This is a genomic window from Streptomyces sp. 17_S59, assembly GCF_056930295.1.
This window is the reverse complement of record NZ_JBXOWD010000001.1, coordinates 4,952,940-4,971,606: the sequence shown is the minus strand read 5'-3', so window position 1 is coordinate 4,971,606 and position 18,667 is coordinate 4,952,940. Positions and strand designations below refer to the sequence as shown.

The window sequence follows — 18,667 nt, the reverse complement described above, 5'->3', positions numbered from 1 at the left end:
CCCGGATTCGGGGAGTGGCGGCCACGGCCGTAGGTGTATGCAAGGGGATTGCGGGGCGACCGAACCGGCCTGCCCGACACAGTGTGACAGCCGGCGCCCTTCCGAAGAGCTACCGGATCGTCCTCAGCCGCCCACGATGCAGCCTCATCAGCGTGAGGCCGCCGAAGACCGCCGCGCCGGCGAACACCAGCAGCGGCAGCTTGAACGAGGCGGCGGCGAGGCCGCCGCCGAGGAGCCCGGACAGCGACTCCGCCCCGACCTGCATCGCCTGGTTGTTTCCCATCACCTGGCCCTGCACGCTGTCGTCGGCAGCGAGCGACAGCATCGTCGCGCTTGAGGGAAGACACACCGCGAGCGCCAGCGCCGTCGATCCCAGCGTGAACCACAGCGAGGTCTGCGAGTTCGTCAGCACGATCACCGCCATGAACACCCCGGTGGCCAGCGCGCTGACGATCGCGAGCGTCCGCGGCGCCAGCCGTCTGGAGAGCGCGCCCACAAGCCACGCGTTGGCGAACACGATCGGCACGGCGACCCATGCGATGAACTCCGATACTCGGCCGACGCGCAGGTGGAACTGGTCGACCAGGTACATCGGGTAGACACGGAAGAACCCGAAGATCGCTACGTACAGGACAAAGTTCACCAGGTACAGCGGGCGCAGCCGTCGATCGGTGATGATCTGCGCCAGGTTCGTGAACGCCTCCAGGTAGCGCGATTGCCCGCCGGTCGGGCGGTGCGTCTCCCGGAACCCCGACAGGATCCCGAGCAGCAGAACGAGCAGCAGGATCGCGACTGCCCAGTACGGCGTTTCGTAGGTGAACCAACTGGCAAGAGAGTGATCCGCCAGTTTGCCACCGCCGAGCGGGCCGAAGACGTAGGCGAGGCTCGCGCTCAGGTAGATGTAGCCGAACAGCCGCTGGCGGTCCTCGCGCGGGGCGGTGTCGGCGATCGCCCCCTGAGCGATCACGGCGTTGGCCTCGGACAAGCCGGCGAGGAATGAGGCAGCCATCAGCAGGGCAAGGCTCTGGATCGCGAGTGCCGTGCCGATCACGGCGTACAGCACCGTGGTGGCGGTGAGCGAGCAGAGCAGGACCGGGCGGCGCCCGTAGCGGTCGGACAGCGCGCCGAGGACCGGCGAGCCGAGGAACTGGCCGAACGGATACAACGCCAGCAGCACTCCCAGAACGATGCTTCGTTGGGCGGTGCTCGAGGACGCCGGCAACATCCCGTTGTCGTTGCGCAAGATCATCGGTGTGAACACCGCGATCATCAGGCTGTAGCCGAGGAAACTGATGAACACGACCAGGTAGAGCGGCAGCAGCCGACGGACACGCGTCCCCATCCCTGCAGCGTAGGGCACCTGCCAGAACCGAGAAGCGGGGCTTCGATCCGGCCTCCGCGTTCATCGTTTCGGCCAGTGCCCCGGACACGGTGCTCTGCGGAGGTGGGTACGGGCTCAAATGCAGAGGCAGTTCGGGCGTGTCGTTCTGACGGATTCACGTAGTAAATCTGCAGCAGAACGCGGGCTGGTCCGGTCGACTGTGCACGACCGCGTGGACACGATCGCCCGCTGCACTCACCACACATAGCGGACGACCACCAAGGCGGCTGGCGCATGGGAGCAAGTGATGACGATGCCAGTACACCAACCTGTTGCCCGACTCTCAGTCCGCCACAACGGGACCTCCAGGTGCGGGGACCTCGATAGAGCCCCATGGTGGAAGAGACGCGTCCATTCTCAGCCAGCCCTCGGGGCATACCCCGCATCCGGAATCCACGTCACTGGACGAGGCAGTCAGATGCCAAACGAAGAGTTCGAGGTATTTCTGCATTATCTGGCAGACAGATATCTGGAGCCGCGCCTGCATCAAATCCGTGAACGCTACCTGCGCCACATGGGCGAAGGGATCGACTGGCCGCTGGAAAGACTTCGAACCGCAGATCACACGCTGAGAGCCGTTCAAGCCATTTCCTACCGCGAGGACATTCGCGAAGTTCTCACGCAAGATGCGCTGGAGAAGGCCCTCAATGACGCCCAGTATGGACTGCGCGAGCACAACCGGCTGGCCGAAGATTCCGGCCTCATGGAGATCATGGACGAATACTTCTTCGACATCGCCTGCAAACTGCGCAGCGATCACCTTTCCTCGGGCGAAGCGGAGGTTCTCATCGCCCTGGGGTTCCCGCAGGCTGCCGCCCACTTGCCCGCTTTGGTCTACACGACAAAATTGTTTGCCGAGCAGCATCAACATCATCGCAGTAATCTACCCGTGGGCCGTCTCCTCCACGATTTGGTCGATCAACTGGAAACGGCAGCGAGTCAGCTCGAGGCGTCCAGACGAAAGCGCAAGTGGTGGACGGGACTTGGCGAGATCGTTACTGGAACGGCTATTTCCCTAGCAGACATCGGGTTGGGCGCTGGGCTGATACCCGTAGCAGTACCTGCCGCCCCTTGGGTAGCGATCGGCTCTTCGGCAACCGGTGTCGGACAAATACTCAAAGGCATCGGGGCAATCCGTGGTGAATAAGCAGCCCGCACCAGCGCCACAGCCACCCCAACCGGTCTCGAGCCGAGATCGTGCCCACTGCAGTGGTCCATGAGCGCCACATCGCGCCACGGCAGCACGTGCGCGGACGGGAACATTTTGCCGCCAGTCGCACGAGAGGCCAGGGCATGGCTTCTGGTGGAGCGAACCGCTAGGTTCCGAACCGCCTGCATCTTTGGCTATGTCCGCCGCCTCCAGGCCCCGGGATGGCGGCCACAGGCATCTCGTACTGTGGTGTGAACCGCTGCATTTCCCGGCAGGATCATTGCCATGACGAAGTCAGTACTGGTGATGGGCGGCTCGCACTTCCTCGGGCGCGCGGTGGCGGAGCAGGCGTTGCGGCGAGGCTGGCAAGTGTCGGTCTTCAACCGCGGCAGGACAGGAACCGACCCCAACGGGGTGACTTCCCTGCGTGGCGATCGGACCGATGAGGCCGACCTTCGACGGCTGGCAAAGGCCGGCCCGTGGGACGCCGTGATCGACACCTCGGGGATGACGGCCGCAGCCGTCGATGCCTCAACTCGCTCCCTGGCTGCCATGACGGCCCGCTACGTGTACGTCTCCACGGTTTCCGTGTACGCCGGCTGGCCGCTGCAGCCGCTCACCGAGGATGAGCCCACCCTGACCGAGTCCGGACCGGCTTCGGGCATGCCATCGGACGTGAACGTGCCCTATGGGGTCGACAAGGCCGAGTGCGAGCGAGCAGCGCGCGCCAACCTCAACGGCAAGCTGACGATTCTGCGTCCAGGAGTGATCCTCGGTCCGCACGAATACGTCGGCCGTCTGCCATGGTGGTTGCGTCGGATCGAGCGAGGCGGGCGCGTCCTCGCCCCCGGACGGCCGGATCGGCCGATCCAGCCGGTTGACGTCCGGGATGTGGCGACGTTCGCTTGCCGTCGTATCGAGAACGCCCGTGCCGGTGAGGTCTTCAACGTCACCGCGCCCGACCGGCATTCGACGATGGGCGACTTCCTGAACGCATGCGTTCATGCCGCCGGCACCAAGAGCGTCGAACTCGAATGGGTCGACGGGGATTTCCTGCTGGGCCGGGGAGCCAGGCAGTGGACCGAGATCCCACTGTGGCGTACGTACCCCGGCACATGGCGAGTGTCCGGCAAACGAGCACACGATGCCGGGCTGGTATGCCGTCCGCTCGAAGAGACCGTCACGGATACCTGGGCATGGATGACCGACGGCAATGCAGCCGTTGCCCACGAGCGGGCATCCCTGCACGGGCTGGACGCCGACAAGGAACATGCGATCCTGATCGAGTGGAGCGCATCACAAGCAGGTCGGCGCTAACCAATGAGTTGTGTTCATCCTGAACGTGCAGGTCGCGGGGGTGGCGTGAGTGAGTGTTGTCGTGCTCGCGCTGGTCGTCGGGGCCTGTCTGGCGTGAAGATCGTCGGTCAGCGGGCGATTTCGTGCTGGGTGAGGATCATCAGGGCCCGGACGAGTCGGGTGGCCCACTTCACGTCGAGGCGGAGCCTGGTCAGCACGCGCCAGTTCTTCAAATGCGCGAACGCGTGCTCGCATACTGCTCGTTCCGCCGCGATCAGCTGGTTTACCAGCTTCTTCGCGGGCGGGAGCTTCTTGCCCTTCGGCTTCTTGTAGCCGGTGATGACCGCCGGGTCACCGGCCTCGTCGTCGAGGCCGACGAAGCCGAGGTCGGCGATCGCGGCCAGGCCCGCCTCGCGGAGCCGGCCGACCAGGCCGTCGTGCCGGCAGGCGGTGATCTCCGAGCCGCGGGCCGGGCGGGCGGTGGAGGTCCACAACAGCCGCCCGCGCACGTCGGTCAGGGCGATGACCAGCAGCCCGTGCCGTTTGTGCTTGGCCGACCAGCGGCGCCTTGTGGGCAGGCCGGTGCGGCGCTCGGTGGGTATCAGCGATCCGTCGAGCAGGACGACGCTGCCACCCTCGCGGGCGATTTTCGCCAGCACCCGCTGAAGCCGCGGCGCCTTCGCGGCCAGCAGTTGGGTCATCTCCTTCAGCCACCGGTCCACCGTCGTGCGCGAGATGCCGTTGCCGCCGGCGAGGTCGGCCAGGCGCTGGTCATGCCGCAGCGCGGCCAGCACGATCACCGCGATCCGCCCGGCCGGCAGCTTGCGCCAGCGGGAGCGGATCTTCTTCAGACGGGCGGCCAGCAGCGACGTCAGGTAGCGCAGGGTCTGCGTGGACAGCGGCAGCCTGCACTGGTAGACAAGCTCGGTGTGGTCCCCGGCCGGGGACGTCTTGGTAGGCATACCTGACCAACCCGGGCCGGGGGCCGCCTGGTTACGGCCCAGGAGACGGGTGTGTCACAGCCTGGTGGTGAAGGTGCCGTTCGGCAGCTTGTGCAGCCAGCCCCTCCCGGCGAGTTTTGACAGCTTCCCGCGCAACGGCTCCAGCCGGCCGGGCACCGAGGCGTCGATCCCGAGCTCGGCGCCGACCTCCTTGACCATCACCGGCCCGCCCGCGGCCTTCACGATTCTCAGCATCCGCTGGTAGTCGCCCGGCAGCACGGACGCATCCGGCACCTCACTGCGGTGCGGCACCTTCAACACCGACCGGCCCGCGACCTGCACTCGCTGCGGTGCCCCGGTGTCCTGCCCGGCGCCATCCCCGGCTTCCTGCCCGTACAGCCGCCGCAACACCCGCTCCGCGACCACGAGTTCCTCACGCTCGGCTTCGGCCTCGGCCAGCTGCTTGGCCAGGGTCTCCGCGAGCTCATCCAGCTCGGCACGGCGAGCTGCGATCTTCTCCAGCGACGACACGATTCCCCTCCCAAACGACCAGGCACCGCCCGCGATCGTAGGAACCACTCCGCCCGCGGCGCGGGCAAAGCCGGAAACGCCCATCCCCGACGCGTCAGATGATCTACGCTCCAGACTCCCGCCTCCGACCAGCGTGAGTACACCACCGATCTCCCACGCCAGCACCGCTGACCAGCACGGATTCAGGTTGTGCAGCTCTCAATGGCTCGAGGGCCCGGAGAAGGAAGAAGTGCGCTGGCAGATTGGATCCCGAACTCTTCGATCTGCTGGCCTAGTTCACTTGCGGTCCGCGAGCCCTGAAACGGGGGTGCGAGCAGGGCTATACGTACGCTCGACATGCGGTGCATGAGCCCGTCCACCCGCTGCTCCGGTGGCAGCCGGAACACCTCTCCAAGGCTTTCGGCTGCTGCCTCGAGTTCCCGGCTGAGCAGGAGGCCCAGCGCCAGATCGGCCAAGGCTTCAGACTCGACCTTCAGCGAACGTTCTACCGCCGGTCGCGACCGGGCCAGCTCAATGGCCCGGCCGGACCACGTCACGGCCTCCTCGCCACGCCCCAGGACGACCCATGAGGTTCCGGCCGACATCGCAACGCGCTCCGGAGGGAAGCCGAACTCTCCACCAACACCGTCATGCAACTCGTCGCGGGTGTCACGGTCGGCCTGCTCGGCCGCATCGAGTTCGCGCTGCGTTGCCTCGGCACGGCCGAGATATGCGAATGCGCGTGCTGCGATGCTGTGCAAACGCGCGCGGGCCGTGCCCGAAGTGGCAATCTGCTGCGCTGCCTGTACGTGCCCCAACGCCTCAGCAGGGCGGTTGCTCCAATAAGCCAGCAACGCGAGGTTGCCGCCGCCCCAAACCAGTAGTGGATGATGGTCGACAGGCCGCGCGTAGGCGAGCGCGGCATAGGTGAGGGTCCGGGCTGCATCCCGAGAGCCGAGGTCAAATGCCGCACACGCCATCAGTGCACATGCCTGACCAGCGATGACGTACAGCTCCGCACATTGGTCCGGCCGCTGGGTCAACGGCATGCGCCGCTCCACCATGTCGCGGACACCCTTCGCTGCCCGGAACGCTTCGTGTGGGGCCCTGCGGTGATACCCCTGGGCGGCTGCCGCCACCTGGGTGTGCAATAGCTCGATCGCTTCCGGCGAGAGTGCTTGGGAGGCGGCTTCGCCCGCGTGCGATGCGGCATCGTCTGCTGTCATCAGTAGCTCTTCTTCCGTGATGTGTGGGTACGGCCTGGAAGCCGCGTCCGCAAGCCTTACGGGTGGAGCAACCGGCGGTGCGGGTGCGAGGAGTTCACGGGCAGGCCGACCGAACATGAAACGCAGCACGCGGCATGCGACGGGGTGTGGTTCTTCCTTCAACCCTCCGGCCAGCCACCGGCCGTATTGACGTTGGCCAACGGTGGCTTGGCGAACATCCGGATCGTCATCCCGCTCCCCCAGGATCCGGGCGGATCGCTCGAACTCCGGCCGGAACAACGCATGCGGCTCGATGCCGCGCTCTCGGACCAGCTGACGCAGCAAGGTTTCCGGCTCACCGTTCACTCAGCTCTCCCATCGCCAGGTCCAGGAACACCTGCTGACCGGGATACCACTGACCCGAGCCGGATCGGCCCCCGAGACAGAGGATGTCCGCGAGAAGTCGTCCGTAGTCGCTCACGGACTTACGCGTCACCCGATCGCGACGCCAAAAGACGCTTGGACGACCTCGATAGGTCACGGCGTACCACCGAGGCTGGTGAACACACCAACCGCCGTACTCACAAGGAGGGTTGCGCGTGAGGTTCAAGCACTCACAGCACCACGCGCGAGGGCAAGGAAGCGATACCGGTCGGAAAGCTCGGCCGACAGCACAAGGGGGATCGTGATGCCCTTCCGGCCCGGCACGGCCATGGTGGGCTCGGTGTTCCTGTCGTCGGATGACGTCCGTGAGCCTAAGCCGGTCGATGGCTGCGACGAATGCATCTGGCTGGACAACGTACGAAACGATGCGCCGACGCCACGCAGACGATCAGACGTCAACTTCCTGATGCGTCGGCACTTCCAGGAGCATCGGTGACAGTCTCCAGCACCTGCGAGAGCAGCCGTCCCATATGGGAGGTCGCCGGAGCGCCGCCAGGAACCCCTCGAACAAAGCCGGCAAGGAGCACGCCACCCGGCCCGCACATCCGCTGTCGGCACACCGTCGGGTGGCTCTGCGGAGTGGGCGTCACGACCTGTGAGACCTGCGGTACGAGGCGGGTTGTGGACTACCGGGGCGTGTGGTCGGCCACCGCCTACCCGGCGGAAGCCGAGCCGCTGTGGCCCAACGACCCGGTTGACGAATCCGTGGATCACTTCGAAAAGGACACGAGGAGGAAGGCTGTGAACGAGTTCACCCCGCCGCCGAAGCGCACCACCACCCGTTTCGAGGAGCTATTCACGACGAAGGCGCATCGCCGGGTACAGACGCCGTTCGAGTCACACGAGTACAAGAAGGTCTCGGGTTCTTCGGACGGCGCCAAGACGTACGACACCACCGCCACCTGATCACGTCCGCTCTCCGAGGGCATGGTCCGCCATGCCCTCGGATTCCTCGGGAGGAAACTTTGATCAAGTTGCGCCTGACCCCGTATAGGGACAACTCGTGGGCGTGGAGCGGCTGCCGCTACGCCACAGCTGACGGCACCAGTGAGATCGTCCCGTTCGAGCACCCGATGCTGGAGCACACCGCCGTCACGGACGGTGCCCGCACCTTGCTCGTGGTGCGTGAACGAATCGCAGGCAGGCGCGCTGCCCATCCAGGGCCACGCATGGTCAGCCCGGGCGAGTTCACCGACGTCCGTGCGCTGGTCGAGCAGTGGCCCGCCGACTACGTGCTGGTGGAGACGACACCGGATCTACCGGCCCGCGTCGCCACCGGGCCGTGCGGCATCGCTCCCCTCTACATCGCACATGACGCCACAAGCCTCTACGGTTCATGGGACATGGCGGACCTCGCCGCACGCGCCAAACGTCTGAGCCCTCGCGAAGTCGCCCGACTGCTGATCTACCGGCCCCGGTACAGCACCGAGACCGTATTCCACGACATCCATCGCGTCACCGAGCGCACCACCGCGACCTTCGGCGGCCACCTTTTCCTCCGCTATCCGGAGCCGGCCCTGCACAGCGGCCCCCGCACCCTTGCCCCGGATGCCGATGTACTCGGCGCCTTTGTGACGGCCATGGACGAGGCACTCGACCTTCGGCCTCTGGACCCGGAGACGACTGCCCTCCACCTGACGGGCGGCTTTGATTCCGGCACAGTGGCCACCCGTCTGGCGGAGCGCTACCCCGGCCGGTTCTCCACCGCGGCACTCCTCATCGGAGGGCCGGGGCGCGCACACCAGATCCGGCGGCGCAAGGAGATCCTCAAAACGCTGTCCTTCGCAGAACCGGATCACCTCGTCGACGCCATGGCGTATCCCCCTCTCGCAGCGCATTGCGCACGTGTGCAGGGTGCCAAGATCAGCCCGTACGAAGAGCCTCTGCATCATCCGTTCTCCCGCTTGACGGCAGCGCTCGCCGAGCACGGGGCGAGGGTGGTCGTGACGGGACTCGGTGGCGACGAGATGGTGGCGCTCTCCCAAAAGGAGTACCCGCACAAATCCATGGGCGAGGTCAGCGACGCCCTGCCTTGGCTCGGGTGTCAGGCACGACAGGCGCTTGAGTTCGCAGACGACAACATCGCCCCGCCTGCCGCAGTCAACTCCATGACGCTGTTGTCATTGGAGACCACAGCTCCTGTGCTGATGCGGGCCGGCATCTGGCCAGTGCACCCCTTCGCCGATCGCGGCATGGTCCAGCTCGGCGAGTGGCTGCCCATGCACTGGCGCGAACTCAAGCAGCTCCAGCGTCGTCGGCTCGCCTCACTCGGTCTCAGCCCGGACGTCACCGAATCACGGCAGCGAGAGTCCTTTGCAGAAGTGGTCCAGCACACGCTGACGGGCCACGCCCTGCCGCTGTTCGAGCAGATGCTGCACGAAGGATCAGCGCTCTTCGATGAACAACTGGTGGACCCGGATGGCCTCTGCCGTGCTGTCCAGCGACTCTCGGCGGGTCCATACCGAGAAGATGGGGACGCCCAACTCCTCGAAGTCCTCGACCTGCACTTGGCGATCCGCGCCTTCCTGTAAGGGCCGATAGGGCCGAATGGCGGCGAGAGGTGTCTCCTCTCGCCGCCACGCCTGACTGCACAAGGAGACTTGTTGTTCACCATGCGTCCAGCCACCGCCGCCGACGGCCCCGCCGTCGAAATCATGGTCCTGGCCCGCTCGGCCTGGCTGGAGGAACGTGGAATGCCGAGCTGGCGTGGCAGCGCAGCCGACATTGCCGGACAGACGGAGAACTCCGACGGATCCATGTGGGTCCTCGTGGAGAACAGCAGTCGCATCGTCGGCTGCACCACCGTGCAGGACGAAACACCACGCTGGGGGTGGACGGAGGACGAACTGGCCGAGCCCGCCCACTACCTCTACACAACGGTGACGGACCCGGCCTGCCGTGAGCACAAGCCGGGAACGCTCATCGCGCTGTGGGCCGTGGACCGTGCCGCGCGGGAAGGCCGGTTTTGGGTACGGCGAGGGTGCATGTTTCCGGGCCTTGTCCGGTACTACCGGACGCAAGGCTTTGCCTTGTTGCACACGGTGCAGCGCACGCACAATCGCGTCTACCTGATGGCGCGCCGTGCCGAGCGCATGGCCGTCCTGCCACGTTTGGCACAGCCGCACTGAGAGTCCACGGGCGGTCGAAGGCCGCAGGAGACCCGGCCCCATCCTCCTAGGGAGAGGCCATTCCAATGCAGGCCGCTTCCGCCCGGCTCCCTATGCTCTCCCTGAACGCAACATGGGCAGGAGAGGGTTTTGGGCTCGATGGGCGGAATGCCGCTGGTGGAACCGCAGTGGGTCGGCCGCTACCGGGTGCTGCGGACGCTGGGCGAGGGCGGCATGGGCCAGGTCTTCCTCGCGCGGTCGGAGGGCGGGCGCACGGTGGCCGTGAAGGTGATCAGGTCGGAGGTCGCGCACGAGCCCGAGTTCCGGCGCCGGTTCCGGCTGGAGGTCGAAGCGGCGCGCAAGGTCGGCGGGGCCTGGACGGCGCCCGTGCTGGACGCCGACACGGAGGCCGCCGTGCCCTGGGTGGCCACCGGGTACGTCGCTGGGCCCTCCCTCCACTCGGTGATCGCGGAGCAGTACGGTCCGCTGCCGGAACACTCCGTACGCGCCCTCGCGCACGGTCTGGCCCTGGCGCTGCAGGACATCCACGGTGCCGGACTGGTCCATCGCGATCTCAAGCCCTCCAACGTCCTGGTCACCGTCGACGGCCCGCGCGTCATCGACTTCGGGATCGCCCGCGCCCTGCACCCGGTGGCGGGTGGCCCCGCGACACAGACCGGGGCAGTGCTCGGTTCGCCCGGGTTCATGTCGCCCGAGCAGGTGCGCGGCCAGCGCGTCACCACGGCCTCCGATGTCTTCTGCTACGGCGCCGTCCTCGCCTTCGCCGCCACCGGGCGGCTGCCCTTCGGCACCCCGGACAGCGGGCTGCACGCGCTGATGTTCCGGGTGGCCGAGGAGGAACCGGACCTGACCGGACTCGCCGACGGCCCCCTGCGCGATCTGATCGTGCGCTGCCTGGCCAAGGACCCCGCGCTGCGGCCCGGTGTCGCCGAGCTGGTGCAGCTCACCTGGCAGGACGCGCCTGCCGGCCGGCCCTGGCTGCCCGGCGAGGTCCTCGCGGGACTCGGCCGGCACGCGGCACAGCTGCTGGACGCCGAGTCACCGGCCCCTGCGCCGACCCCGACCGTTGCCGTCGCCCCGGCGGCCGTGGGAGCGGCCCCCGCACCAGCTCCCGCACCGGCCCCCGTCGCACCCTACGGCCCGTCCGTGCCCGGATTCGGGCCGCTGCAGCCGCAACTGCAGCCGCCCGTTCCGCAAGAGGCCGGCGACATGACCGAGTCGCCCCGCGGCATGGCGATCGCGCTCCAGGCCCTGCTGGTGCTCCTGGCCGTGCTGATGCTCGTCTATCTCGGCTTCCAGATAAGCATGCTCCGCACCCTGACGCAGGCCGTCGACGCCGGCACAGACGTGCCTGCCGCGGAAGCCGACCGAGCCGAGTCACTGTTCACGTGGCTGGAAGGCCTCGGGGAGCTGGTGACACTCCTGGCGATGGGGATGTGGCTCCTGTGGTTCTGGCGGGTTCGGATCAACGCCGAGTTCTTCGCACCGGGCGGCCACCGATACCGCCGCGGCTGGGCACTCGGTGGCTGGTTCACTCCTGTTGCCAGCCTCTGGATACCCAAGCTCGTCACGGACGACGTCTGGGTTGCCAGCGACCCGTACGGGCGCAGCAGGCGACGCGCACCCCGCGGATTCCTGAACGCCTGGTGGGCCTGCTGGGTCGCCGACCTGGTCTTCGAGCTGCTCAGTCTGTCCGACCTGTACAACTGGTACGACTCCAGCGACCCGGCCGAATCGAGGACTCTGCTCCTCCCCAGCCTCGTCAACAACCTCCTGACCATCGCGGCCGCCGGCTTCGCCATCGCGGTGGTGCGGCGCATCACCGCGATGCAGGAGCGTCGGCGTTCCGTGTCGCCGGCCTCGGCATAGGTGGGGCCTCACGGCTGGATCGTCAACTGCGCGTCGCCACTGCTTCCGTCGAGGCCGGAGGAGAGGCACTGCTTTGGGCTGCGGCCGCCGCCTCCGGGGTTCCGGGGGTGGCGGCCGCGGTCGTTTCCGGGCCCCGCCGAAGGCTCAGCCCAGCAGCTCGCGAGCCGCCAGCGCCGTGCCCTCGACGCGGGCGCGGATCTTGGCGAAGGCGGTCTCGCGCGAGGTGGAGACGTCGTCGGCGAACGGCGCGAAGCCGCAGTCGTCGCATGTGCCCAGGCGGTCGACGGGCAGGTGGCGGGCGGCCGCCAGGACGCGGTCGCGGACCTGCTCCGGGGTCTCGATGCAGGGGTCGATCGGGTCGGTGACGCCGATGAACGCCCGGGCGTGGGCGGGCAGTTGATCGGCCAGGATGCCCAGCACCTTGTCCGGATCCGGCTCACTGGCCAGCTGGACGTAGAAGGCGCCCGCCTTCAGGCGCAGCAGTCCGGGCAGCAGGGCCGCGTAGTCCACATCGAGGCTGTGGGTGGAGTCCTGGTCGCCGCCGGGGCAGGTGTGCACGCCGATCCTGGCCTGTTCGGCGGCGGAGAAGCGCTCCAGGACCCGGTTGTTGAGCGCGATGAAATCCTCCAGCACGCCCCCGGACGGGTCCAGCTTCAGCGCGAGGCGGGCCTCGGTGAAGTCCAGCTGGACGACGTGGGCGCCTGCGTCCAGGCAACCGCGGATGTCGGCCTCGGCCTCGGCGGTGAGGTCGTCGAGGAAGGCTTCGCGGGGGTAGCCGTCGATGCCGTCGGGCGGGTAGAGCAGGCTGAGTGCCGAGGGGGCGATGACGGCCTGTTTGACGGGGACGGTGGCGTGTTGGCGGGCGGCGCGCAGGTAGTGGTCGGCGTGGACGGCGTAGCGCAGCGGTCCGGCCGTCAGGCGGGGCAGCTGCCGCTGGTGGCCGTCGGCGAAGGGGATGACGACGCCGTCGGGTGCCAGGTGGTCGAGGCCCGCCAGGGGGTAGGTGGCGAAGCTGGGCTTGGACTGTTCGCCGTCGGTGACGACCGGGGAGCCCGTCGCCTCCAGGCGGCTGATGGTGTCCCGGACTGCGCTGTCCTGGGCCTCGGCGAGCGTGTCGGCGTCGATCCGCCCGGCGGCATGGTCCGCCATGGCCGCGAGCAGCTCGGGAGGGCGCGGAATGCTGCCGATCGGTTCGGTGGGGATGCCCACGCCGGCCGCCGTCACCGCTGGATCTCCAGCTCCGCCTCGCCGTTGCTTCCCTCGATGCCGGAGGAGAGGCACTCCGTGGGCAGCTGACGGGGCAGCGCGATCAGGATGGTCCGGTGCACCTGCTGTCCTTCGCCGCGTCCCTTGACGACCTGCCCCGACATCGTGACGGTGAGGACGCCGGCGGCACGGGCGACGGTGCCGCCGGTGTAGTCGATCAACGACCATGTGCCGTCGGCGTACTTGACGTGCTCCCGGCCTCGGTGGCTGTTCAGCTGGTCACAGGACGCTCCCGGCGACACGGCTTCGAAGTGCCCGGTGGCCGGTTCTTTCTCACCGGGCTCCACATCACACTCGTACCGGGCCAGCGCCCGGATGCGGGTCGTGTGTGACGCCAGGGTCAGAGGCGGGTCGTAGGTGCTCTCGCTGGGGCCCGTGCACGCCACGCGCTCTCTGTGTCCACCCCCGTCGGCCTGCCCGCTCGGGGCCCACACCAAGGACGATCCCACCAGGGCCAGGGAACCCAACGCCACCGCCGCACCACGCCCGCCGACCACGTGCCCTCCAGACAGTCCGAATCCGTTCCGCTACCGGACCCTCACTACCCCCGGGCACCCTCGGCTCCCCCGGCTCCTTGGAGCAGAACAGCCACCCGCGCGCACCCCGCGCGCGGGGTGTTCGCCACCTGCACCCATCCGTGCGGCGCGAGCTGCCCGAGCTGCCTTGAACTCCGGGATGCCGGGTAGGACAGCCGAACCGACCCAGCAGAAGGGACTCTTGTGGACGAAACAGCCGCGAAGCGCCTCGTCTTCGCCATGCTGGACACCGACGGGGACGGGATCGTCTCCCAGGACGAATACGCCGCGCGGGCCGAGCGCGTGGCACAGGCGACGGGCCGCGCCCCGGACGACCCCCTCGTCATCACCGCCCGCAAGGCCGGCGAGCAGGCGTGGGCCTCGATGGACGCGAACGGCGACGGAGGCATGACCTTCGACGAGTACGCGGCCTGGGCGGGCGCCGAGGCGTTCGACACCGTCTGCGAGCCCGTGCTCGGCGCGCTCTTCGACCTCGCCGACACCGACGAGGACGGCACCCTGAGCCTGACCGAATTCACGATGCTGCGCACCGCGCTCGGCAATCCGGCCGGCAACGCCGAGGCGGCGTTCGCCGCACTGGACGCCGACGATGACGGCCGCATCCTCCGCGACGACTACATCGCCTCCATCCGCGCCCATGTCACCGGGGAGGACTCCCCCATGGGCGAGGCGCTGTACAGCAGGGATCAGGGATAGGTGCCCTCCGTTATGTACTGATGCAGGTTCGGGATGTGCAGCGTCCCGCCGAACTGGCCCGCCTGGCGGATCTTCACGTTCGTGAAGAAGATCGGGATCGGCAGCTTCACGCCGGGGATCAGCGGGGGCGGACTCGTCGGGGACTGCGTGGACGGGATCAGTCCGAGCAGGTTGCCCTTCAACTCCTCCGTGTACATGGTGATCTTGGCGCCCGTGACCGTCGAGGTCGTCCCGATGCCCGCGACGTGGTACTCCTTGCCCCCGCTGTTGACGATCTGGTGCAGGTCCTTGATCGCCAGCGAGTCCGCGGTGAACTTCAGCACCTGCTTCTGCTGACCGTTCACCGTCGTGATCTTCTTCATCCCCTCGTAGGTCAGGCCCGTGAGGGTGAGGCGGTCGGCCTCCAGGTACCAGGGCTGGTTGGGGAACGCGTGCTTCTCGTTCTCGTCCACAACCGTGCCCTTGGGGCAGGGCGGCAGCTCGCCGGTGCCCGTGGCGGATGCGGAGGGGGACGGGGACGCGGACGCGGACGGGTCGGGCGAGGGCGTGGCCGTCGCCGTGGACGTGGGCTGCGGGGTCGCGCTCGCGGACGGGGCCGGGGTGTCCTTGGGCGCCGCGGCCTTGGGCTTGTCCGGCTGCGCGGGCGCCGGGGACTTCGACGACGGTGAAGCCGAAGGGGACGGGTTGGGCTGGGGCGCCTTCTCGTCGGGCTTCGCGCCGGGCGTCGCTCCGCTGCCGAGCAGGCCGCCACCCGTCAGGACGTCGTGGAGCTTGTCGCCCAGGCCCAACGGGTCCAAGGGGGCCAGGGGGTTCGTCGCCTTGGACGGGGAGGGGGACGGGGACGGGCTCGGAGTCCCCGAGGGGGACGGAGCCGGTGCGGGCAGGGGCTTGGCCTGCGTCACGGCAGGCTCGTCCGCCTTCGCCGGCTCGTCCGCCTTCGCGGGCTGATCCGGCTTCGGCTTCTCCTCCGGCTTCTGCCCGGCATCCTTCGTCGGCCCCGGCGACGGCGTCTGCGCCTCCGGCGACGGGCTCGTCCCCGCGCTCGGCTCCTCCCCCACCACCTGGTCCTGAGCCGTCGCACACGCCCCGTCGAAGAGCTGCTTCGGCGCCGGCTTCGCCGCGGCCAGCGTCGGCGTGAGGCCCATCCCCATCAGCACCGCGCCCGGCATGGCCGCCAGGGCCACCGCCTTGCCCGCCGGCATGTGCAGCCGGGACAGCAGCGGCTTCCGCGGGGCGGCGTGCCGGGGGCCGGTGCGGTCCTTTCCGGTCCGGTCCTTCCCGGTGCTGCCCTCGCGCTCTTCGTCAGTCGCCACGGTGGCTCCCCGCAGACTCCTCGGTCGAGGCCGACACCGGCGTCTCGGGCAGCGGCTTCCCCGGCATCCAGGACACGCTGAGCCCTCCGCCGATCAGCGCCAGCAGGAAGCCGACCAGGAAGGCACCGAAGTTCGAGACGACCAACGAGACGAGCGCGAGCAGGATCGCGGCGACACCCGCGAACACCCGCGACTGCGGCTGGTACCACATGGTCAGGCCGAGCACGACCAGCAGCACTCCTATGATCAGCGAGCCCGCGCCCGCCGTGGTCGCCAGCCGGATGCTCAAGTCGCCCAGGGTCACGGTCTGGTACGGGATGTACATGATGGGGATGCCGGCGAGAATGCACAGCAGCCCGCCCCAGAACGGGCGTCGGCCCCGCCAGTCCCAGAATGAACGGCGGGTACGGCCGAGAGTGTCGATCAACCGTGGTCGCGTGTCGGCGCTCATGGTGTACAGCTCCTCGGGACTGGCGAATCGGTGGTACGCAGAGCAGGGCGTGCGGCTCGGGCACAGGTACGGGCACAAGTGCGGACACGGCTACGGGCACGGGCACGGGAGTGCTGATTGCCTCCCCGCGCCCGCCCGTTCACCGCGTCAGTCGTTCTTGCACACTGAGCTGCCCAGGCTGATCCCCATGTGGAGACCGGGCAGGGTGAACGTTCCGGCCGAGGTCGCCCAGGCCCGCTGGTCGACGTCGGTGAACTCGACCCGGTCGGCCTGCTGGGCGAACGAACCGGGCACGTACGCACCACGGCCGTCCTTGCCCGGCGCAGCGGGGCCGGGGCCCTTGCCGCCCTTGTCGTGGCCGGTCTCGTCGACCGCCACACCGATGTCGACGTTGTGGAACGTGGCATTGGCCTTCATGTCGTCGGCGTCGATGAACAGCTTCTGCGCCTCGACCTTGGTGCCGCCGCCACCGGCCTCCAGCTTCATCGACACATCGCCGAGCGGGGTCGGGATGGTGACCGCCTGGCACAGCTTGGTGATCTTCGCCGAGTCGAGGCCGACGACCGCGACCGGCTTGGCACCCTTCCTTGTCTGGTCCACGGCTCCGTACTGGACGAATCCCTCGCCCTCGAGGGTCTTGGCCGTCACCTGGAACTGCTGGCCCGACACACTGAACGACGCCGCGAGGGCGCCCTGCGCGATGGCCACGCCGATTGCGGCCGTCGCCGCGACGCTCGGCACCATGACGACGGCGAACCGCCGCCATCTGGTCCCACCACGAGTCTGGGACTTCACGACTTTCCTCCTTCTCGGACGTACATCTCCGGCACGGGCCCGTTCGTGATCGAACACAGCCGTGCCCGGGATGGGAGAAGTGCTACGTCCTCGGGAAGGAGAGCGCCGCCGCATTCGGTGGCGCCAACCGCACCCGACACACCGGCGTTCACCCCCGAGCGACAACCACTGGCCGCGCCTTCGCGCAACCTCCTGGACAGGCCCCGCCGCCGTGGCGGGGACCCCCCTGTCCCAATGCCACCGGCACGGCTCGCGCCGTACCGGCCGCCCGGTGGGGACCCACGACCCCGGGCGCCGGCCGGATGCCGGGCGCGGGAATGGACCGAGCGTGCGGCCGATCGTGGTGCATTCACGGCCGGGGCACAAGAGGTTGATTACTCGCGAGTAACGGACGCATAACCGAAGAGCGTCCGGTCGGCATCAACCGGAACGGCGAGGGTGCCGGAGCGTGCTCACCCAAAGAAGGGGGAAAGCAGAAGAACCCGGACGAATGCCCGGGTTCTTCTTACTGGCAGTAACAGACCGACCGTTTACCAAGATTTGGCAAAGTGCAGCCGTGTGCCCCCTGGGGCACGGGTGAGGCGAGGGTCTGTCAGAACAGCGCGCGCGACAGCGCGGTGCGCGCGGCCGTCACCCGCGGGTCCTCGGGACCGACCACCTCGAACAGCTCCAGCAGCCGCACGCGGGCCGCGTCGCGGTCCTCGCCGGCCGTCCGCTTCACCGTGTCGACCAGGCGCCCGAAGGCGTCCGCGACGTGGCCGCCGACCAGATCCAGGTCCGCCGCCGCGATCTGCGCCTGCACATCGCCGGGCTTGTCGGCCGCGTCCCTGCGGACCTGCTGGGCGTCCATGCCCTGGACGCGCCGCAGCAGCTCGGCCTGGCCCAGGCCCAGCTTCGCCTCGGCGTTGCCCGGGTCGTCGGCCAGCACGTTCTTGTACGCCTGCACGGCGCCGCCCAGATCGCCCGCGTCCAGCGCGTCGTGCGCGGCGCTCAGGGCGTTGTCGTAGGGGCTCGCGGGCCTCGCCGGCGCGACCGGCTCACCCTCACCGGCCTCGCCCGGCGCGACCGGGGCGCCCACGATGCCGAAGCGCTGCTCGGCCACCGCGATGAGCTGGTCCAGCACCTGGCGGATCTGCGCCTCCGGCGCGGCGCCCTGGAACAGCGGCAGGGCCTGGCCGGCCACGACCGCGAAGACCGCGGGGATGGACTGCACACCGAACTGCTGGAAGAGCAGCTGGTTGGCCTCGACGTCGACCTTGGCGAGGACGAAACGGCCGGCGTACTCCTCCGCCAGCCGCTCCAGCAGCGGGCCGAGCTGCTTGCACGGCTCGCACCAGTCGGCCCAGAAGTCGATGACGACGGGCACCTCTGCGGAGCGCTGGAGGACCTCCGCCTCGAAGCCCGCCTCGTCGACGTCGAAGACGAGAGGGCCCGCGGCGGGGGCGGATCCATGGCGCGCCGCCTCGGCACGCGCCTGCTCGGCCTTCTGCTTCGCCTCCCCGGCCGCCTTCACGGCGGCGAGGTCGACCACTCCACTCATGGACATGTTCCGTGGCTGCATGGGCCCATCCTCCCCCCTCCGTGCCGGTGATCGGAAAAAGTGCGCTCTCGGCGTGATTCCGTACGGCGGTTCACCGAACCTGTAGCGGTTCGCGGATGACGCCGGGTCCCCACCTGGCGTCCGTG

General features: G+C 68.5%; 18 protein-coding genes. 8 read left to right on the top strand and 10 right to left on the bottom strand.

What is annotated here, in order from left to right:
• Nucleotides 1–109: 109 nt before the first annotated feature.
• Nucleotides 110–1,342, bottom strand: a complete 1,233-nt coding sequence (locus AC1Z4A_RS22740) for an MFS transporter (RefSeq protein WP_483681596.1) — start codon at nucleotides 1,340–1,342, stop codon at nucleotides 110–112.
• 457 nt (nucleotides 1,343–1,799) lie between these two features.
• On the opposite strand from AC1Z4A_RS22740, the gene AC1Z4A_RS22735 reads away from it, so the two are divergent.
• Nucleotides 1,800–2,528 (top strand): hypothetical protein, encoded by a 729-nt coding sequence (locus tag AC1Z4A_RS22735; RefSeq protein WP_483681594.1) that lies wholly within the window; start codon nucleotides 1,800–1,802, stop codon nucleotides 2,526–2,528.
• Between the two features lie 288 nt (nucleotides 2,529–2,816).
• Complete coding sequence (locus tag AC1Z4A_RS22730) at nucleotides 2,817–3,848, top strand: NAD-dependent epimerase/dehydratase family protein (protein WP_483681592.1); 1,032 nt, start codon at nucleotides 2,817–2,819, stop codon at nucleotides 3,846–3,848.
• 107 nt (nucleotides 3,849–3,955) lie between these two features.
• On the opposite strand, the gene AC1Z4A_RS22725 is transcribed toward AC1Z4A_RS22730, so the two are convergent.
• The 3 genes from AC1Z4A_RS22725 to AC1Z4A_RS22715 all read right to left on the bottom strand — a co-directional run bounded on the left by AC1Z4A_RS22725 (nucleotide 3,956) and on the right by AC1Z4A_RS22715 (nucleotide 6,849).
• The gene (locus AC1Z4A_RS22725; RefSeq protein ID WP_483676202.1) at nucleotides 3,956–4,789 is read right to left on the bottom strand and encodes a transposase family protein; all 834 of its coding nucleotides are present in this window, start codon (nucleotides 4,787–4,789) and stop codon (nucleotides 3,956–3,958) included.
• 54 nt (nucleotides 4,790–4,843) lie between these two features.
• Nucleotides 4,844–5,299 (bottom strand): hypothetical protein, encoded by a 456-nt coding sequence (locus AC1Z4A_RS22720; RefSeq protein ID WP_483676201.1) that lies wholly within the window; start codon nucleotides 5,297–5,299, stop codon nucleotides 4,844–4,846.
• 182 nt (nucleotides 5,300–5,481) lie between these two features.
• Nucleotides 5,482–6,849 carry an NsdA family TPR-like regulatory protein gene (locus AC1Z4A_RS22715; RefSeq protein WP_483681590.1) on the bottom strand — a complete coding sequence of 456 codons (1,368 nt, stop codon included), beginning with the start codon at nucleotides 6,847–6,849 and terminating at the stop codon, nucleotides 5,482–5,484.
• A 322-nt stretch (nucleotides 6,850–7,171) separates the two neighbouring features.
• Here AC1Z4A_RS22715 and AC1Z4A_RS22710 point away from each other — a divergent pair, with 322 nt between their 5' ends.
• The 5 genes from AC1Z4A_RS22710 to AC1Z4A_RS22690 all read left to right on the top strand — a co-directional run bounded on the left by AC1Z4A_RS22710 (nucleotide 7,172) and on the right by AC1Z4A_RS22690 (nucleotide 11,924).
• On the top strand, nucleotides 7,172–7,363 hold the full coding sequence (locus AC1Z4A_RS22710) for a hypothetical protein (protein WP_483681588.1): 192 nt from the start codon (nucleotides 7,172–7,174) through the stop codon (nucleotides 7,361–7,363).
• Nucleotides 7,360–7,833 (top strand): DUF6255 family natural product biosynthesis protein, encoded by a 474-nt coding sequence (locus tag AC1Z4A_RS22705; RefSeq protein ID WP_483681586.1) that lies wholly within the window; start codon nucleotides 7,360–7,362, stop codon nucleotides 7,831–7,833. The genes AC1Z4A_RS22710 and AC1Z4A_RS22705 overlap by 4 nt, the downstream gene beginning before the upstream one ends.
• A 59-nt stretch (nucleotides 7,834–7,892) precedes the next feature.
• A complete protein-coding gene (locus tag AC1Z4A_RS22700) occupies nucleotides 7,893–9,458 on the top strand; it encodes an asparagine synthase-related protein (RefSeq protein WP_483681584.1) in 1,566 nt (521 codons plus the stop codon).
• Between the two features lie 81 nt (nucleotides 9,459–9,539).
• On the top strand, nucleotides 9,540–10,055 hold the full coding sequence (locus AC1Z4A_RS22695; protein ID WP_483683690.1) for a GNAT family N-acetyltransferase: 516 nt from the start codon (nucleotides 9,540–9,542) through the stop codon (nucleotides 10,053–10,055).
• A gap of 138 nt (nucleotides 10,056–10,193) precedes the next feature.
• A complete protein-coding gene (locus AC1Z4A_RS22690; RefSeq protein ID WP_483681582.1) occupies nucleotides 10,194–11,924 on the top strand; it encodes a protein kinase domain-containing protein in 1,731 nt (576 codons plus the stop codon).
• 144 nt (nucleotides 11,925–12,068) lie between these two features.
• Here the strand turns inward: AC1Z4A_RS22690 and AC1Z4A_RS22685 are convergent, their stop codons facing one another.
• Both AC1Z4A_RS22685 and AC1Z4A_RS22680 read right to left on the bottom strand, forming a co-directional pair.
• Nucleotides 12,069–13,133, bottom strand: coding sequence for a cobalamin-independent methionine synthase II family protein (locus tag AC1Z4A_RS22685; RefSeq protein WP_483683689.1), 1,065 nt, complete (start codon nucleotides 13,131–13,133; stop codon nucleotides 12,069–12,071).
• 11 nt (nucleotides 13,134–13,144) lie between these two features.
• Nucleotides 13,145–13,576 (bottom strand): hypothetical protein, encoded by a 432-nt coding sequence (locus tag AC1Z4A_RS22680; RefSeq protein WP_483681581.1) that lies wholly within the window; start codon nucleotides 13,574–13,576, stop codon nucleotides 13,145–13,147.
• A gap of 333 nt (nucleotides 13,577–13,909) precedes the next feature.
• On the opposite strand from AC1Z4A_RS22680, the gene AC1Z4A_RS22675 reads away from it, so the two are divergent.
• Nucleotides 13,910–14,422, top strand: coding sequence for an EF-hand domain-containing protein (locus tag AC1Z4A_RS22675; protein WP_483681579.1), 513 nt, complete (start codon nucleotides 13,910–13,912; stop codon nucleotides 14,420–14,422).
• Here the strand turns inward: AC1Z4A_RS22675 and AC1Z4A_RS22670 are convergent.
• The 4 genes from AC1Z4A_RS22670 to AC1Z4A_RS22655 all read right to left on the bottom strand — a co-directional run bounded on the left by AC1Z4A_RS22670 (nucleotide 14,413) and on the right by AC1Z4A_RS22655 (nucleotide 18,542).
• The gene (locus AC1Z4A_RS22670) at nucleotides 14,413–15,735 is read right to left on the bottom strand and encodes a hypothetical protein (RefSeq protein ID WP_483681577.1); all 1,323 of its coding nucleotides are present in this window, start codon (nucleotides 15,733–15,735) and stop codon (nucleotides 14,413–14,415) included. The two genes, AC1Z4A_RS22675 and AC1Z4A_RS22670, sit on opposite strands and share 10 nt — an antisense overlap.
• Nucleotides 15,725–16,186 (bottom strand): DUF6114 domain-containing protein, encoded by a 462-nt coding sequence (locus tag AC1Z4A_RS22665; protein ID WP_483681575.1) that lies wholly within the window; start codon nucleotides 16,184–16,186, stop codon nucleotides 15,725–15,727. Before AC1Z4A_RS22665 ends, AC1Z4A_RS22670 begins: the two co-directional genes overlap by 11 nt.
• Nucleotides 16,187–16,333: 147 nt before the next feature.
• On the bottom strand, nucleotides 16,334–16,981 hold the full coding sequence (locus AC1Z4A_RS22660; protein WP_483681573.1) for a DUF6230 family protein: 648 nt from the start codon (nucleotides 16,979–16,981) through the stop codon (nucleotides 16,334–16,336).
• A 592-nt stretch (nucleotides 16,982–17,573) separates the two neighbouring features.
• Nucleotides 17,574–18,542 (bottom strand): tetratricopeptide repeat protein, encoded by a 969-nt coding sequence (locus AC1Z4A_RS22655; RefSeq protein ID WP_483681571.1) that lies wholly within the window; start codon nucleotides 18,540–18,542, stop codon nucleotides 17,574–17,576.
• Between the last annotated feature and the right edge of the window lie 125 nt (nucleotides 18,543–18,667).

Bases quoted from the DNA above. Each gene is read 5' to 3' on its own strand.
- AC1Z4A_RS22730 (WP_483681592.1), top strand. From the start codon at position 2,817: ATGACGAAGTCAGTACTGGTGATGGGCGGCTCGCACTTCCTCGGGCGC.
- AC1Z4A_RS22710 (WP_483681588.1), top strand. From the start codon at position 7,172: ATGCCCTTCCGGCCCGGCACGGCCATGGTGGGCTCGGTGTTCCTGTCG.
- AC1Z4A_RS22665 (WP_483681575.1), bottom strand. From the start codon at position 16,186: ATGAGCGCCGACACGCGACCACGGTTGATCGACACTCTCGGCCGTACC.
- AC1Z4A_RS22740 (WP_483681596.1), bottom strand. From the start codon at position 1,342: ATGGGGACGCGTGTCCGTCGGCTGCTGCCGCTCTACCTGGTCGTGTTC.
- AC1Z4A_RS22695 (WP_483683690.1), top strand. From the start codon at position 9,540: ATGCGTCCAGCCACCGCCGCCGACGGCCCCGCCGTCGAAATCATGGTC.
- AC1Z4A_RS22725 (WP_483676202.1), bottom strand. From the start codon at position 4,789: ATGCCTACCAAGACGTCCCCGGCCGGGGACCACACCGAGCTTGTCTAC.
- AC1Z4A_RS22690 (WP_483681582.1), top strand. From the start codon at position 10,194: ATGGGCGGAATGCCGCTGGTGGAACCGCAGTGGGTCGGCCGCTACCGG.
- AC1Z4A_RS22735 (WP_483681594.1), top strand. From the start codon at position 1,800: ATGCCAAACGAAGAGTTCGAGGTATTTCTGCATTATCTGGCAGACAGA.
- AC1Z4A_RS22655 (WP_483681571.1), bottom strand. From the start codon at position 18,542: ATGCAGCCACGGAACATGTCCATGAGTGGAGTGGTCGACCTCGCCGCC.